Here is a 15,561-nt window from a genome sequence, read left to right on the forward strand (position 1 = left end):
TTATGTGGAAAACCATTTTACGTCGTGTGTTATTGATGTTGCCACAAATCTTCATCCTTAGTGTGCTAGCATTCTTAATCGCGAAGATGATGCCGGGGGATCCATTTACAGGTTTAATTACTCCAGAAACGGATCCAAATACAATTGAAGCTTTACGTGTGAAAGCCGGATTTTATGATCCAATTCCTGTTCAATATTGGAACTGGATTTCAAAAGCATTCCGCGGAGACTTCGGTCAAAGTTATACTTATAAATATGAAGTAACAAAATTAATCGGTGAACGTATTGGTAACACTGTATGGTTATCATTACTAACGATGATTCTAACTTATTTAATTGCATTACCATTAGGGATGATTGCAGGTCGTTTCCAAAACTCTTGGGCTGATAAAGCAATCGTAGTATATACCTTTATTACTTACTCAATCCCAGTATTCGTATTCGCGTTAGTATTATTATGGTTATTTGGTTATACATTAGGTTGGTTCCCAACTCGTGGATCTGTCGATTCAGATGTAGTTGCCGGAACAATGAGTTATTATATGAACAAATTCCACCATATGATTTTACCAGCGTTTACGATGGCGATTCTTTCGACTACAGGTACAATTCAATACTTACGTACAGGGGTTATCGATGCGAAAAGCCAAGACTATGTTCGTACTGCACGTGCGAAAGGGGTTCCTGAAAATGTTGTGTTCAACCGCCATATCTTCCGTAACTCAATCTTACCGATTGCAGCTTTCTTAGGATATGAATTCACTGGTTTAATCGGTGGTTCTGTGTTTATCGAAAATATCTTCTCATATCCAGGAATGGGGAACTTATTCGTATCATCTATTACAGGACGTGACTACTCAGTAATCTTAGCGTTACTATTACTATTTGGTACAGCGACACTTTTAGGTACGCTATTATCAGATATTATTATGAGTATTGTAGACCCACGTGTTCGTGTACAATAATAAAAGGAGGAGTAGCAAATGGAGCAAAATAATGTAAATACAGTTGAAGAAACTGTCGTTGAAGAAAGCACCGTATCTACACCGCCTGCTGGTTTTCAGGTTATTGTACGGGAGTTTTTAAAAGATAAAATTGCCTTAGCAGCGTTAATTTTATTAGTGTTAATTTTCTTAGTGATCTTTATTGGACCATTTTTTATTAATGAAGATACAGCTCTTAAAGTAAACATTTTAGGTCGTTATAAAGCGCCAACCAATGCACACTTGTTAGGGACTGACGAAAGTGGTCGTGACGTTTTAGCCCTCTTAATTATCGGGGCTCGTAACTCGGTGTTAATCGGTTTCTCAGTTACAATATTGACATGTATCGTTGGTATCTTTGTCGGATTGATTTCTGGTTACTACGGTAAATGGGTGGATACAACTATCATGCGTGTGGTTGACTTTATCATGATTTTACCAACATTGATGATCATCATCGTGTTCGTAACAGTAATTCCAAACTACACAATGTTCCATTTCGTATTTATCATGACAGCCTTCTATTGGGTAGGTTCTGCTCGTTTATTCAGAACACGTACTCTTCAAGAAGCAAGTTTAGACTATGTAAATGCATCTAAGACATTAGGTTCAAGTGACTTTAGAATCATGTTCCGTGAAATCTTGCCAAACTTAAGTTCATTAATTATCGTTAACTTAATCTTACGTTTAGCAGGGAACATCGGTATTGAAACAGGGTTAACTTACTTAGGTTTCGGTTTACCATTTACAACACCATCACTTGGTACATTAATCTCTGCAGCAAAAAATGCAGATATCATCGAAAACAAATTATGGGTTTGGTTACCAGCTACAATCCTAATCTTAGTGATGATGTTATGTATCAACTATGTTGGTCAAGCATTGCAACGTGCAGCGGATTCTCGCCAACGTTTAGGCTAATCATCAAATTACAAAAGAGATTGAAGGAAGCTTCAGTCTCTTTTTTTGTGGGAAAAATCTAAAAAGTAATTTTTCTCGTATCTAATAGAGAAGAAAAGTGTAGGAGTTCGGTGTTTGGTTGTGAAATAGAAGGGAATCTAGTAAAATAGAGAATACAAATGGCGAAAGGAGTGGCCACGATGTACGTAAGTGAATCATTTGAAACAGTATTAAAGAACCGTGAATTGCAACTGGATAAAAAAGATTTAGGGGATGGTGGAATAGCCTTTCTTGGTCTGTATTCAGAAGGAGAAGATGAGTTTCCGTTTAGCGTCATTTTTGAGGATAGCCAGGACCGTACCGATTACCAAATTACTTATGAAGGAATCGGAAATGGAAAAGACTTAGACTTAGATTTATTTGATGTACTTTTTACCATTAATCGCTTAAACCAGGAGTTAGTGGCCTACTATACACTACTCATGGATCCAGACGGTGAACTTTTTATTCGCTATGTGGGAAGAGTAACGCCATTTGAAACTTTTACTTTGTATGAATTACTCGTGATGGGTTCAAAAATTGCCTCAGAAGTACGAAGAACATTATTAGAGTTAAAGGATGAGAACGATATTTAAGAAGTATTCCGATTTGATAAAGCCATTCGACATTATTATTGTACTCGTTTTATTGGCCTTATCATTTTTACCCAATGCCATTTATGCTTACCAACAAGCAACCGTTAAAGAAGAAGCCAAAATATATGCCATCATTACCATTGATGGGGAGGAAGTTCAGCGTATTGAGTTGAGCGAAAACACTCCTCGTGAAGAGTTATATTTTGAACCTCATGATAATCAATATAATATTATTGAGGTTGACGGAACTAGAATTAGAGATAAAGAGGATAATAGTCCAGATCAGATTGCTGTGAATACGGGTTGGATTTCTAAGCCAGGGCAAACAAGTATTTGCTTGCCACATGGATTGATGATTGAAATTATTTCAACTGAACCTGCCAACAGTGAGAATGACACCATTATTCCGTTATAAAACAAGAGAAAGTTCGCTATGGTTGTAGCGGACTTTTTTGTTTCTCGACGGTCCCCATTCCAAGGAGGAGAGCATTTTGCCGGTAGCCTTTAAGCTGCGCCAAATTAACTAAAATCACACAGCGCATTTATTATAACAAGGCCTATTTCAGAGCTTTTAAAATAAGGAGTTCCTCTTAGTAAGAATTTCTCTTTGAATGAGACGATGAGGAGAATCAAGCGGATTTTATAATCGCAGTAATGGGGAATGACACGAAATGCGAATTAGGAGCCGTAGGAAGTTCTTCCTTACGGCTCCTTTGAGGCTTTTGAGGTGAGAGACTACAGGCTCGAACCGTTGTCCCATTACAGCTATTATAAAGAAATCCGCAAGGATTCGAATCATCATCATCTCCTCAACACTCAAGAAGGAGCAAAAGAAATCCTTTGAACAGTTAATGCACCACTTATTTTATAAAAAACTCACGACATAGCGCTGGAATATGGTATTATAGTGAAATAAGGAGGAATGCACTGTGCGAATTATTTCAGGAGAATTTGGCGGAAGACGCTTAAAGGCAGTACCGGGTCAAAATACTCGTCCGACGACCGACAAGATAAAAGAATCGCTCTTCAATATTTTGGGCGGTTATTTTGACGGAGGAGTCATGCTCGACATGTACGGTGGAAGCGGAGCCGTTGCCATTGAGGCCGTTTCTCGTGGGATGGACCGTGCGTTTCTATTCGAGAACAATCGCCTTGCACAAAAGACGATTGAGCAAAATATCGAGATTACAAAATCACCCGAGCAATTTCATTTAAAACGACAAAATGTGAAACAAGGACTCAAAACCATCGCGAGCGACCCGGCGTTTGAACCGTTCGAGTTGGTGTTTATGGATCCGCCATATCGTCTGCAAGAAATCGTAAAAGACATTGAGCAGCTACAAGAGTTGAATCTAGTTTCTCCAGACTGCGTGATTGTCTGCGAGGTGGATAAGGAAGTGCAACTTCCAGAGAGAATTTTAGAGTTTGAGCAATATAAGCGCGTGGAGTATGGGATTACAGCCTTAGTGTTCTTTGACCGTTCGTCCAGCGAAGAGGAGGCTTAATATGAGAAAAGCGGTAGTAGCTGGAAGCTTTGATCCGATTACGAATGGCCATTTAGATATAATCGAGCGAAGCGGTGAGCTCTTCGATGAAGTCATTGTGGTTTTATCGCATAATGTTCAGAAAAATTATTTATTTTCTTTAGACGAGCGAAAATTGATGGTCGAAAAAGTGATTGCGCATGTGCCCAATGCCAGAGTGGTGGCCGTAAGCGGAGGCTTAACCGTAGAGGCTGCAGTACAATTAGGAGCAAGTGTTCTTGTTCGAGGCGTTCGAAATGCGACTGATTTCGAATATGAAGCGACTCTTGCATCTCATAACCGTGTTCAAAACGGAGAAGTTGAAACAGTTCTTTTGCTCAGTAAGGAAGAATATCGCTTTGTAAGCTCTTCGATGATGAAGGAATTGGCACGTTTTGGTGGGGATGTCAGTCCTTTTGTCCCTGAAGTTGTAAAAAGCGCCTTAGAAGAAAAGTATAAGGCCGCGCCAGAACGGAAGATTAGAATGAATGAGGAGATTACAAATGTCGAAATCTAAGAAATTTTTTTATATTATTTTAACGGTGATTCTATTAGCGATTATTTCATTCATTCCAATCCCTTACGTCATTGAATCTCCCGGTACGGCTGAAGATGTATCTCAGTTTCTGAAGGTCAATGGGACAAAGGATGAAGAGGAGGGAACGCTGCGAGTACTGACGGTCTATGTAGAGCAAGCCACCGTCCTAACTTCCTTAAAGCAATTTTTCAAACATCATGAGATTTTACCTGAAGAAAAAGTGTTTGGAAACTATACTCCTGAGGAATATAATCAACTGCAAGAGTTCAGTATGCGAAATGCTCGTTCAAAAGCAGTTCGTGTTGCCTTTGAAGCAGCTGGAAAGTCAGTTGAAAGTAAAGTCAACGGTATTTTTGTCACGCGAGTGGATCAAAATTCTAACTTCCGTGATAAATTAAAAGTCGGCGATATCATTGAAACAATTGATGGAAAGAGACTTGAAAATACGGATGAGAGTCTTGAAGAACTACAAGATTATCTTTCTTCACTGCAGCCCGGTCATTATTTATCGCTGATGGTCAAACGGGATGGGAAAAACGAACTCATTCGTGAACAATTAAAAATGAACAGTCGTACCGGTAGAATTCGTTTAGGATTTGATGGGGAGATTGATGAAGATGTCACTTCGAATCCTTCGATTGAATTTGATCCGCATGGTGTTAGTGGCCCTTCAGGTGGTTTAATGTTCACACTTGAAATCTATAATCAAATTACAAACAGCCATTTGAAAAAAGGGCATAATATTGCTGGGACTGGGACGATTGAATTAGACGGAAAAGTTGGAAGAATCGGTGGGATTGATAAAAAGTTAGTTGCAGCAATTGAAGCTGGAGCTACTGTTTTTCTAGCACCGGATGATGAAATCACAGATGAGATGCGTGAGCGTTATCCAGATATCAAGACAAATTACGAAGAAGTAAAAGAAGCAGCTGAAAAGATAGGGACAGATATTAAAATCTATCCTGTAAAAACTTTACAAGAAGCGATTGAGATTCTAAAAAATCTATAACAAGAGAGTCATTTTTCTCATATCTTTAATTGGAGCAATCTTTTTAAGGAGTGAGAAAAATGGCTTTTTTTGATGCATGGAGAAATAAATGGGAAGAGACTAGTTTGATGGTAAAATTGGGCATTGTATTCCTTTGTTTTATTTTTGGAACGGGGCTTTTTTGGATGAGTCGCCAGGAGAAAGATGTGGAAGAAGTTGCGCCATCGCTAGCGGAGACAACCATCCTTCCTCAAGAGATAAAGGAAAATACAACCGTTTCAACGGTCATTTATGTAGATGTAAAAGGAGAAGTTCACCACCCCGGAGTCTATCAAATGAAAGTAGACAATAGAGTGAAAGATCTCATTGAGGCTTCAGGAGGGTTCACTTCATTAGCGGATGATCAAAAGTTGAATTTAGCACAATTGTTAGAGGACCAAATGGTGATTGTAGTTCCGAAAAAGGGAGAAGATGTGAATTCGGAGCTATCTCAAGCCCCCATACCTCAAAAAAAGGAAGTTGGAAAAGAAGGCAAGGTCAATATTAATACAGCAACCGTTGAAGAACTGAAGACATTAAAAGGGATTGGGGAGAAAAAGGCAGAAGCCATTATAGAATATCGAAAGCAAAATGGTTCCTTTAAAAACAAAGAAGAGCTTATGAAAGTGAGAGGGATTGGAAAGAAATTATATGAATCCTTTCAAGAAAGAGTGGTTGTCCAATGATTTACTTTGTTCTTGCAAGCGTGATGGGGACGGCGATGGTCGTCTTTTCAGTCGGGAAAGTGGGATTTGTTCTTCCTTTACTGCTCATCGTAGTGGGGCTGATCCGTGAAAAATCAGTTCGAAAAAAAGCGATAGGTCTAATGGTCGTTGGAATTTTTTCTATTCGCTCATTTTATTATGTCCAGGCTATTACACAAACTCCTTTTCACCCTTCACAACCTCTCCATGGGCAAATGATATTAAATCCAAATCACCTTAAAGTGAATGGGGATTTGTTAACCGGAAGTGCACTTCTAGAAGCAGAAGGAAAGAGTGAAAGAGTGTTTTTCCGTTATACTCTTACTTCGGAAGAGGAGCAAAAGGAATTTCTAGAACTGAATCATGTGGTAAAGGTATCTGTTGAAGGAATGATTGAGGAAATCGAACCTGCTCGAAATAGAGGGAATTTTGATGCGAAGAATCATTATTTAAGTTTGGGGATTCTTCATTCTTTCAAAATTGAGAGTTTATCAAGTAAAAAAGTCGCTGTCAAAGGAATCCATGCTGCTATTGAAAATCTTCGTTTCTGGCTGATACATCAAGTGCGCATGCAGAAGGACAATCAGGTCAAACAATATACATTAGCATTGCTTCTTGCGGAAAAATCAGGATTTGATGAAGAAGTTTGGGAACGGTACAAACAACTTGGGATTCTGCATGTATTAGCGATTTCGGGGCTTCATATTTCGTTAATGGTTTCGGTTCTGCAAAAGTTTTGCTGGAGGTGCGGGATTACTCGAGAGAGAACAGATGGTGTATTAATGTGTTTTGTGCTGTTCTATGGGTTTGTCATCGGATGGGGCATTAGTGGGACACGCGCGATTGGAATGGTGATCCTCTCGATTCTTTTGAGACGATGGACGCCTCTTCGTCAACACTCTCAACTATGGAGCCTTTTAGGGCTGCTTGTCGTATCGCTCCTCATTTGGTCAGGAATTCTTTGGAACGTTGCGTTTCAATTAAGCTATACACTTAGCGGAGTGATTCTTCTATTATCCAAGTGGCAAAAAAATGTGCTTCCTAAAATCAACGCTTCATTATGGATTCCAATAGGAGTGAGTGTTATTGCGTTGCCTCTCATCTGTCAGTATTTCTTCTATTGGAATGCCTTCAGCATCGTCCTTACTGCTTTGTTTTCGCTACTGTTTGAAGTCTTATTATTTCCGCTATTAACGATTTATCTGATTGCGGTATTGTTGGGATGGGTGAATTTAGTGGCCATCATTTGCATTCTAGGAGAATCGATTCTCTCTGGGCTCACTCATGTTTTAACCTTTTGTCAGAAGTTTACCTTTACAAAGTTTACATTTGGAATTTGGGAACCATGGGAGTGGGTTGTTTATTTTTTGCTGATTCTTTTTGCTCTAGTACTATTTGAACGAAGGAAGATGACCGTTATAAAAGGGATTCTTTGTCTGGGGACGCTTATTTTACTTCTGATGGAAGTTCCCTATCGTTGGGAAACGGAGCTCCTCATGATAGATGTGGGGCAGGGAGACTCGATTTTATTAGTGGCTCCAGGATGGAATCAAGCGACATTAATCGACACCGGTGGATTGAGTGATTTTGCCTCCAAAGAAGAATGGAAAAGACGTAGAAGAAAATCCCAAGGAGTCACAACCGTCATTCCTGCGCTTCAAGCAGAAGGGCTTTCAGAATTATCGCAAGTAATGCTTTCTCATGGAGATGAAGATCATGTCGGGAATCTTCAAGCAATCGCCCAGCAGATTAGAATTAAAGAAATGGTGATTGGAAAAGGGATGGAGAACCTTCCATTGATGCAACAGTTGAAAAGGGACTATCCGTCCATACGGTGGAAGTTGGTTTCTTCAGGCGACAAGTGGAAACGGAACCAAATGAAGTGGAAGATCCTCTGGCCTAAAGAAACTTCCAAAGGAGAAAATGATGATTCAATTGTAGCTCTTCTAACGATTCAAAAATATACCGTGTTGCTCACTGGCGATGCTTCTGAAAAAGTAGAAGACACTATTCTAAAGGGGATTCCCAACTTGCATTTTTCAATTTTGAAAGTGGGACATCATGGAAGCCGAACGTCTACAAGTGAAGCATTGCTAAAAAAAGCTTTGCCTTCTATTACTTTGATTTCTTGTGGGAAGAATAATCGGTATCGCCATCCTTCAATCGAGACGGTAGGAAGGCTGAATGGCATACACGCTCATATTTTCCGCACGGATCAAGATGGGCAAATTCGTCTTTATTTGAGAAAAGAAGAGATAGAAATTTCTACGAAACTCTCGAAAAAACATCAAAAATTGAAAGAATAGACAAAGCTCACATTTCAAGATAAACTTAAAGAACAGGAGGAGGAAAGATGGAATTTGAGAAACAACTCAATCGCATTAAAAACGGTCAAGTGAATCTGGTTTATTTAGTTCAAGGGAAAGAACCTTATTTACAAGAACTGGCACGAAAAGTGTTTTTAGAGACCATTGTGGCTCCTGAAGATCAAGACTTGAATGTGGGACGATTCAATATGGAGGAAGTCTCTATTCAAACAGCCATTCAAGATGCAGAGTCGGTTCCTTTTTTTGGAGAGAGAAGATTAGTAATGGTTGATCATCCAAGCTTTTTTACAGGGGAAAAAGAGAAAAAATCAATGGATCATCAATTAGAAAGATTACAGGCGTATTTAGAAAATCCAATGGAAAGTTCTGTGATGGTATTCTTTGCTCCGTACGATAAGTTGGACCAACGAAAGAAAATCGTGAAACAGTTAAAGAAAGTGGCGGTTTTATTAGATGCTAGTGAACTAACGGAGAGAGATGTTAAACAGTATATTCAAGATTCGTTGCGCAACCAGCAGTACACCATTCAAGAAGAAGCACTAGAGACCTTACTGGTAAAAACGCAATATTCACTAACGAATAGTATGAAAGAATTGGATAAACTGATGATTGCTTCCATTGATACAAAAATAATTACACTGGAATTAGTCGAGAGTTTAGTTGCCAAAACGTTGGAACAGAATATTTTTGAACTTGGGGAATCTATCTTGAAAAAAGAAGGAGTCAAGGCGCTCCAAATCTATCACGATATGTTACTACAAAAGGAAGACCCCTTGAAGATGAATGCGATTCTTTTAGGACAGTTTCGATTATTGCTTCAAGTGTCCTACTTGAAAAGAGAAGGCTATCAAGAGCCAGAAATCCAAAAGATACTGGGCGTACATCCGTACCGCGTGAAGATTGCCCTGCAACAATCCAGAAGGTTCGGCTTACCGCTTTTAGAAAAAGCCTTTATGCAATTGGTCGACACGGAATATGCTCTAAAGACGAGTGTAGGGATTAAAGAGATGCAACTGGAATGGTTTATCTTACAGTTTTGTTCGTAGAAAACAATAAAATAAAAAAAATATAACAAGGAGGAATATGTATGACCCCAATGATGATCATTATCGCTGCAGTTGTAGTATTCGTATTACTAAGTTATGTAAAGGTGAAAACAAACAAGATTTCTAATAGAGAAAGTTCTTATTCGAATACTAATCGTTCATCTAATGAACAAGTAGAGTACATCCCAGAAGAACTAGAAGAACACTTACGTACACTAAAACGAGACGGTCGCCTTATTCAAGCAATCAAAGACTTACGTGACGAAACAGGAATGGGCTTAGCCGAAGCCAAACAATTTATCGATGACTTATCTGTCTAACAAAAGCAGAGTGCCCGGGGAGGAATCTTCCTTCCCGAGCACTCTTTTTTTCTTCCCGGAGTCTTCACATTGTTCATGCCCTTTTTTCCTAGCAACTTCATATCCCCCGGGCTCTCTTTTCTTTCCCGGAGCAGTCCCATTGTTCGGGCTTCTTTTTTATCTCTGGAATCAAGAATAGGGTAAAATTCTTACGGATTCTACGGGTGAAATCTAATAAGAGGATAAACAAAAAAGAATCAGTTTATTGAAAGAATAGCGGGAACGTGCATTAAATGCGAATTAGCAGGAGTAGGAAGTCCTTCCGTACTCCTACTTTGAGGCTTTAAAGGCGAGAGACCTAGGCTCGAGCCGTTGCCCCGCTATAACTCTTTCAATAACAAAACTGATTCTTTTCAGTTTATCTGATAAAGAAATCTACCTTGAAGAAATCCGTAAGGATTTTACCCAACCAACAAGAAGCACCACTTCTATTTCAGAGCATAAAAAAAGAGCCCGAGATCAATTCTCAGGCTAATTATTATTTGCTTAATTTTGCAGCAAGACGTGATTTGTCACGAGAAGCTTTGTTTTTGTGGATTAATCCTTTAGAAGCAGCTCCGTCGATTGCTTTGTGAGCAGCACGTAATAATTCTTCAGCATTTTCAGCACCTTCAGCTACTGCAGCTTCGAATTTTTTGATAGCAGTACGCATAGCAGAAGTTTGTGAGTTGTTTGCTAGTGTTGACTTTTTGTTAGTACGAACACGTTTGATTTGTGATGCGATATTTGGCAATGGGTTCACCCCTCTTTCATTTTACATGTATAATCACTGATCAGTTGTTTCCAACACGGACTATTATACAAAAGTCCAGTATGAAATGCAAGTAAGGTATAGGGTTGGGAGGGTGCAAGCTGGCGGTAAATATTGTTTATTGATGGTATAATGGAAAAGAATCGAAAAAAGAGGTGAAGGTATGAATGAATTTAAACTAGTGGCTCCGTATACGCCACAAGGAGATCAACCTCAGGCTATCCAAGAATTAGTGGAGGGGCTTAATAAGGGAGTTAAAGAACAGACACTTCTTGGTGCGACAGGTACTGGGAAGACATTTACAATTGCTAATGTGATAAAAGAAGTGAATAAACCGACATTAGTGCTAGCCCATAATAAAACATTGGCAGGGCAATTATATGGAGAGTTAAAAGAATTCTTTCCAGACAATGCCGTAGAATATTTTGTTTCTTATTATGATTACTACCAACCAGAAGCTTATGTGCCTTCTAGTGATACTTATATTGAAAAAGAATCCAGTGTCAATGATGAAATCGATAAGTTGCGTCACTCTGCTACAAGCGCGCTTTTGGAAAGAAGAGATGTCATTGTAGTTGCTTCCGTATCTTCTATGTACGGGTTAGTAAATCCAGAAGACTACCGTGACCATGTATTGTCTCTTCGTGAAGGAATGGAAATAGAAAGAGACGAGTTACTTCGTCGTTTAGTCGAAATGCAGTTTGAACGCAATGACTATGATTTCAGAAGGGGAACATTCCGAGTTCGAGGAGATGTCGTCGAAATCTTCCTTGCTGGACATGATGCAACGGCGTTTCGAATCGAGTTTTTTGGAGACGAAATTGAAGCGATTAAAGAAGTAGATGTGTTAACGGGAGAAATTAAGGCAACTGTAGAGCATGTTCCAATCTTCCCGGCAACGCACTTTGTCGCGAATGAGGATCAAATTTCTAAGGCGGTTGCAACGATTAAAGAAGAACTCGCACTCCGCTTAAAAGAATTACGGGATAATAATGAGTTGCTTGAAGCACAACGCTTAGAGCAAAGAACCAATTACGATATTGAAATGCTCCTAGAGATGGGATATTGTAATGGGATTGAAAACTATTCTCGCCATATGGATGGGAGAAAGCCAGGACAACCACCATATACACTGCTTGATTTCTTCCCAGAAGATGCCTTGTTTGTGGTGGATGAGTCTCATATTACGATGTCTCAAATTCGTGGAATGTATAATGGGGACCGCGCGCGTAAGGAGCAGTTAATTAAGTACGGATTTAGATTGCCAAGTGCGCTAGATAATCGTCCTTTACGCTTTGAAGAGTTTGAAGCGAAAGTTCCGCAAATTATTTATATTTCTGCGACTCCGGGGCCATATGAATTAGCTCATACGCCAAAAGTCACCGAGCAAATCATTCGTCCGACAGGCTTACTAGATCCTCCTGTGGAAGTTCGCCCAATCAAAGGGCAAATTGATGACCTAATTAGTGAAATTAATTTACGTGTTGAACGGAATGAGCGTGTCTTTATTACGACGCTTACGAAAAAGATGTCTGAAGACTTAACGGATTACCTAGAAGAAGTAGGAATTAAAGTGAAGTACCTTCATAGTGATATTAAGACATTGGAGCGTACTGAAATCATCCGAAACCTGCGATTAGGAGAATTCGACGTATTGGTCGGAATCAACTTACTTCGTGAAGGCTTAGACGTACCAGAAGTTTCTCTGGTGGCGATTCTAGATGCCGATAAAGAAGGCTTCCTGCGTAGCGAGCGAGCTTTAGTGCAAACGATTGGACGTGCCGCACGAAATGCAAATGGCCGAGTGATTATGTATGCCGATAAGATTACAGACTCTATGCAAAGAGCGATTGATGAAACCAACCGTCGTCGCAGTGTTCAAGAGGCTTATAATAAGGAACACGGCATTGTTCCGAAGACCATCGTGAAGAATATACGTGATTTAATCGCGATTACACATGAAGTGGAAAAAGAAGATGCTCCAAGCACTGCAAGAGACTTCAAGAAAATGTCGCAAGAACAAAGACGAGAAGCCATCGAGTTGCTGGAATTGGATATGCGTGCAGCTGCTAAAGCATTGGATTTCGAAAAAGCAGCCGATCTGCGTGATGTGATTTTAGAGCTAAGAGCTGAGTATAAATTATAAGAGGGTTATTCGATGAAATGGAAGTTAAAAGAAGACCTGATAGAACATGAAGGAGAAACAATTCTAAGCCGTATAGAAGGTTTCTCCTTCTATATTGTCAGTGCCACAAAAGAAAAGGGATTAGAAATCATTGTTTTAGATGAGTTTAATGAACGATATACTTTGTTTGATGTAGAAACAACGGGAAGTAGTATTGCCCAAGCCCTTCGAGAAGAAGCCGGTGAAATGGCGACCAAGTGGATTCATCCTCTACAGGGAGAATTGAGTGTTACGAAGGAAAAATGGACGAATTGGATTCATAGTAATATTGTCCCTTTTAGTTCTCAACCGTTCAAAAGGTCGTCAGCTACATTGTTTAGAGTGGAAGAGCAAGGAAAGTGCTATGCCTTGATGACGGAAATTCCGTTCCATAAATTAGGGGTTGCAAGTGAAGAGCGAGTGTTAATCTTGAATGTAAAGATAGATCCGAACACAAAGGAAAAACTATTAACGAATGAAGGTTTCTTTGAAGTATATCATATGAATAAAAAGCATTGGATTTCAATTGCATTAAATGTATGCACAGATGAAGCACTCATTAAAGAGCGTATCTATTACAGCTACAAATGTGTTGCAAAGAAAGACAATTCTTTACTTTCTAAAAGAGGTTCGTTATAATTTTCAACATAGCGTTTTAGCAAAAAGGAGATTTTTTTATGGTAAATATTGCAATTGTAGGAGCGACAGGGGTCGTTGGAACAAAAATGATTGAACGTTTAGAAGAAAGTAACTTACAAGTGGATCACTTATATCTACTGGCATCAGCGCGTTCAGCAGGGAAAGTACTACAGTTTAGAGGAAAAGAGTATATAGTGGAAGAATTAACAGAAGACTCCTTCAAGCGTGATATTGACTATGCCATCTTCTCAGCAGGGGGCGGTACTTCATTGAAATTTGCGCCAATCGCAGAACGTGACGGCGTGATTGTCATCGATAACTCAAGCGCATGGAGAATGGATCCAGAGATTGATTTAGTCGTACCAGAATGTAACGCACCAACATTAGAGCGCAAAATTATCGCAAATCCAAACTGCTCAACCATCCAATCTGTTGTACCATTACGTCCATTGCATGATGCATTTGGATTAAAACGTGTGGCTTATACCACTTACCAAGCTGTTTCAGGTTCTGGACAAGCAGGGATTAATGATTTAAGAAATGGGGAAAAAGGGGAAGCGCCAACGAACTACCCACACCCAATTTACAATAATGTATTGCCTCATATCGATGTGTTTTTAGAAAATGGCTATACAAAAGAAGAGATGAAAATGATTCTAGAAACACGCAAGATTCTAGGGTTATCAGAGGATGTAGCTGTGACAGCCACTTGTGTGCGTGTACCTGTTTATAACTCACACTCTGTAGAAATTAATGTGACTTTCGAGAAGGACACAACTCCTGAAGAAATTCGTGCGATTTTAGAAAAAGCACCGGGAGTAATCGTATTAGATAAACCTGAGGAAAATGTGTATCCAACACCATTACAAGCAACTGGACATGATGAAGTGTATGTGGGACGTATTCGCCGTGACATTTCTCAACCAAACAGCTTCCACATCTGGTGTGTGGGCGACAATATTCGTAAAGGTGCTGCGAGCAATGCTATCCAAATTGCGGAGTACATTGAAGAGCACGGATTACGTAAATAATTCAATAGAAGACTGGATATATAGGGCACAGTATAGTAAATACATGAGGATGACTCTAAATCTTTACGGAGTTCTTCATAATAGCTATAACGATGCACCGGTTCGAGCCTCAAAGGGAGCGTATGGAATGAAATTCCTACGCTCTCTTTTTGTACAATGGTTCAAATAAAACGAGATGTATCATTAATGATACAACTTTAGTTAGAAAAAAGTGAGTGTCACATTTTTGTTACGTAATATTATTGTTACACTCCGAAACATCAAATGAAAGAAGCAAGGTTATCCTCTTTCGATGAGAGTAAAATATGATACAATAAAACTATTATAGAAGTAAAAGGGAGTACGCGTGTGAACAAGTTAAAACCTTATTTAAAGCCGTATCTGAAAGAAACAATATTGGCACCTTTATTTAAATTATTCGAGGCAATTTTGGAGTTATTAGTACCGCTTATTATGGCGGTCATTATCGACAAAGGAATTGAAAACAGGGATACTGCGCTAATTCTCCAACAAGGAGCGATTCTTATTGGACTCGGAATTCTTGGCGTAGCCGTGTCGATTACCGCACAATATTATGCGGCAAAGGCAGCAACTGGATTTACCTCCGATGTGAGACAGGCACTCTTTTCAAAAATTCAATACTTTAGCTTCTCGCAACTCGATGCGATTGGAAATGATACTTTGCTAACGCGTTTGACGAGCGATATGAATCTCGTGCAAAACGGATTAAACATCGCGCTTCGTCTGTTGCTTCGTTCACCGTTTATCGTCGGTGGAGCGATTGTGATGGCCTTTGTTGTGAATGTGGAAATGGCATGGACGTTTGCCATCACAGTTCCAATCTTAGCAGTCGTCGTATTCGGAATTATTTACTGGACAATTCCAATGTATCGCCGGGTTCAAGGGCAACTAGATCGTATTATGCGTCTCGTGC

16 protein-coding genes are annotated in these 15,561 nt (G+C 39.5%); 15 read left to right on the plus strand and 1 reads right to left on the minus strand.

Annotation, left to right across the window (positions count from 1 at the left end):
* The first annotated feature begins 2 nt into the window (after positions 1-2).
* The 11 genes from opp4B to Q0594_RS02215 all read left to right on the plus strand — a co-directional run bounded on the left by opp4B (position 3) and on the right by Q0594_RS02215 (position 10,003).
* Positions 3-965 (plus strand): oligopeptide ABC transporter permease, encoded by a 963-nt coding sequence (gene opp4B, locus Q0594_RS02165; protein WP_298729396.1) that lies wholly within the window; start codon positions 3-5, stop codon positions 963-965.
* A gap of 18 nt (positions 966-983) precedes the next feature.
* Entirely contained in the window at positions 984-1,904 is a 921-nt protein-coding gene (locus Q0594_RS02170) for an ABC transporter permease (protein ID WP_298729397.1), read from the plus strand.
* Positions 1,905-2,083: 179 nt separating this feature from the next.
* On the plus strand, positions 2,084-2,518 hold the full coding sequence (locus tag Q0594_RS02175; RefSeq protein ID WP_298729398.1) for a hypothetical protein: 435 nt from the start codon (positions 2,084-2,086) through the stop codon (positions 2,516-2,518).
* Positions 2,502-2,933 (plus strand): NusG domain II-containing protein, encoded by a 432-nt coding sequence (locus Q0594_RS02180; RefSeq protein WP_298729399.1) that lies wholly within the window; start codon positions 2,502-2,504, stop codon positions 2,931-2,933. Before Q0594_RS02175 ends, Q0594_RS02180 begins: the two co-directional genes overlap by 17 nt.
* 514 nt (positions 2,934-3,447) lie before the next feature.
* Positions 3,448-4,023, plus strand: a complete 576-nt coding sequence (rsmD, locus tag Q0594_RS02185; protein ID WP_298729400.1) for a 16S rRNA (guanine(966)-N(2))-methyltransferase RsmD — start codon at positions 3,448-3,450, stop codon at positions 4,021-4,023.
* 1 nt (position 4,024) lies between these two features.
* Positions 4,025-4,558, plus strand: a complete 534-nt coding sequence (gene coaD, locus Q0594_RS02190; protein ID WP_298729401.1) for a pantetheine-phosphate adenylyltransferase — start codon at positions 4,025-4,027, stop codon at positions 4,556-4,558.
* Positions 4,545-5,588: a SepM family pheromone-processing serine protease gene (locus Q0594_RS02195; protein ID WP_298729402.1), complete on the plus strand. Its 1,044-nt coding sequence runs from the start codon at positions 4,545-4,547 to the stop codon at positions 5,586-5,588. The genes coaD and Q0594_RS02195 overlap by 14 nt, the downstream gene beginning before the upstream one ends.
* Before the next feature lie 59 nt (positions 5,589-5,647).
* Positions 5,648-6,292 (plus strand): helix-hairpin-helix domain-containing protein, encoded by a 645-nt coding sequence (locus Q0594_RS02200; RefSeq protein WP_298729403.1) that lies wholly within the window; start codon positions 5,648-5,650, stop codon positions 6,290-6,292.
* Complete coding sequence (locus tag Q0594_RS02205; RefSeq protein ID WP_298729404.1) at positions 6,289-8,616, plus strand: DNA internalization-related competence protein ComEC/Rec2; 2,328 nt, start codon at positions 6,289-6,291, stop codon at positions 8,614-8,616. The genes Q0594_RS02200 and Q0594_RS02205 overlap by 4 nt, the downstream gene beginning before the upstream one ends.
* A gap of 47 nt (positions 8,617-8,663) precedes the next feature.
* Positions 8,664-9,683: a DNA polymerase III subunit delta gene (gene holA / locus Q0594_RS02210; protein ID WP_298729405.1), complete on the plus strand. Its 1,020-nt coding sequence runs from the start codon at positions 8,664-8,666 to the stop codon at positions 9,681-9,683.
* Positions 9,684-9,724: 41 nt separating this feature from the next.
* Positions 9,725-10,003, plus strand: coding sequence for a hypothetical protein (locus tag Q0594_RS02215; protein WP_298729406.1), 279 nt, complete (start codon positions 9,725-9,727; stop codon positions 10,001-10,003).
* 517 nt (positions 10,004-10,520) lie between these two features.
* Here the strand turns inward: Q0594_RS02215 and rpsT are convergent.
* Positions 10,521-10,775: a 30S ribosomal protein S20 gene (rpsT, locus tag Q0594_RS02220; protein ID WP_039849208.1), complete on the minus strand. Its 255-nt coding sequence runs from the start codon at positions 10,773-10,775 to the stop codon at positions 10,521-10,523.
* Between the two features lie 181 nt (positions 10,776-10,956).
* Here rpsT and uvrB point away from each other — a divergent pair, with 181 nt between their 5' ends.
* The 4 genes from uvrB to Q0594_RS02240 all read left to right on the plus strand — a co-directional run.
* Positions 10,957-12,939, plus strand: coding sequence for an excinuclease ABC subunit UvrB (gene uvrB, locus Q0594_RS02225; RefSeq protein WP_298729407.1), 1,983 nt, complete (start codon positions 10,957-10,959; stop codon positions 12,937-12,939).
* A gap of 12 nt (positions 12,940-12,951) precedes the next feature.
* Positions 12,952-13,596, plus strand: coding sequence for an MmcQ/YjbR family DNA-binding protein (locus Q0594_RS02230; RefSeq protein WP_298729408.1), 645 nt, complete (start codon positions 12,952-12,954; stop codon positions 13,594-13,596).
* A gap of 38 nt (positions 13,597-13,634) precedes the next feature.
* Positions 13,635-14,627, plus strand: coding sequence for an aspartate-semialdehyde dehydrogenase (locus Q0594_RS02235; RefSeq protein ID WP_298729409.1), 993 nt, complete (start codon positions 13,635-13,637; stop codon positions 14,625-14,627).
* A 348-nt stretch (positions 14,628-14,975) separates the two neighbouring features.
* The coding region (locus Q0594_RS02240) for an ABC transporter permease (RefSeq protein ID WP_298729410.1) at positions 14,976-15,561 on the plus strand (586 nt) is incomplete at its 3' end.

This window comes from uncultured Granulicatella sp., from assembly GCF_938030755.1.
Taxonomy (GTDB): Bacteria; Bacillota; Bacilli; order Lactobacillales; family Aerococcaceae; genus Granulicatella.

Coding starts and splice junctions, on each gene's coding strand:
- opp4B (WP_298729396.1), top strand. CDS start 3: ATGTGGAAAACCATTTTACGTCGTGTGTTATTGATGTTGCCACAAATC.
- Q0594_RS02170 (WP_298729397.1), top strand. CDS start 984: ATGGAGCAAAATAATGTAAATACAGTTGAAGAAACTGTCGTTGAAGAA.
- Q0594_RS02175 (WP_298729398.1), top strand. CDS start 2,084: ATGTACGTAAGTGAATCATTTGAAACAGTATTAAAGAACCGTGAATTG.
- Q0594_RS02180 (WP_298729399.1), top strand. CDS start 2,502: ATGAGAACGATATTTAAGAAGTATTCCGATTTGATAAAGCCATTCGAC.
- coaD (WP_298729401.1), top strand. CDS start 4,025: ATGAGAAAAGCGGTAGTAGCTGGAAGCTTTGATCCGATTACGAATGGC.
- Q0594_RS02195 (WP_298729402.1), top strand. CDS start 4,545: ATGTCGAAATCTAAGAAATTTTTTTATATTATTTTAACGGTGATTCTA.
- Q0594_RS02200 (WP_298729403.1), top strand. CDS start 5,648: ATGGCTTTTTTTGATGCATGGAGAAATAAATGGGAAGAGACTAGTTTG.
- Q0594_RS02205 (WP_298729404.1), top strand. CDS start 6,289: ATGATTTACTTTGTTCTTGCAAGCGTGATGGGGACGGCGATGGTCGTC.
- holA (WP_298729405.1), top strand. CDS start 8,664: ATGGAATTTGAGAAACAACTCAATCGCATTAAAAACGGTCAAGTGAAT.
- Q0594_RS02215 (WP_298729406.1), top strand. CDS start 9,725: ATGACCCCAATGATGATCATTATCGCTGCAGTTGTAGTATTCGTATTA.
- uvrB (WP_298729407.1), top strand. CDS start 10,957: ATGAATGAATTTAAACTAGTGGCTCCGTATACGCCACAAGGAGATCAA.
- Q0594_RS02230 (WP_298729408.1), top strand. CDS start 12,952: ATGAAATGGAAGTTAAAAGAAGACCTGATAGAACATGAAGGAGAAACA.
- Q0594_RS02235 (WP_298729409.1), top strand. CDS start 13,635: ATGGTAAATATTGCAATTGTAGGAGCGACAGGGGTCGTTGGAACAAAA.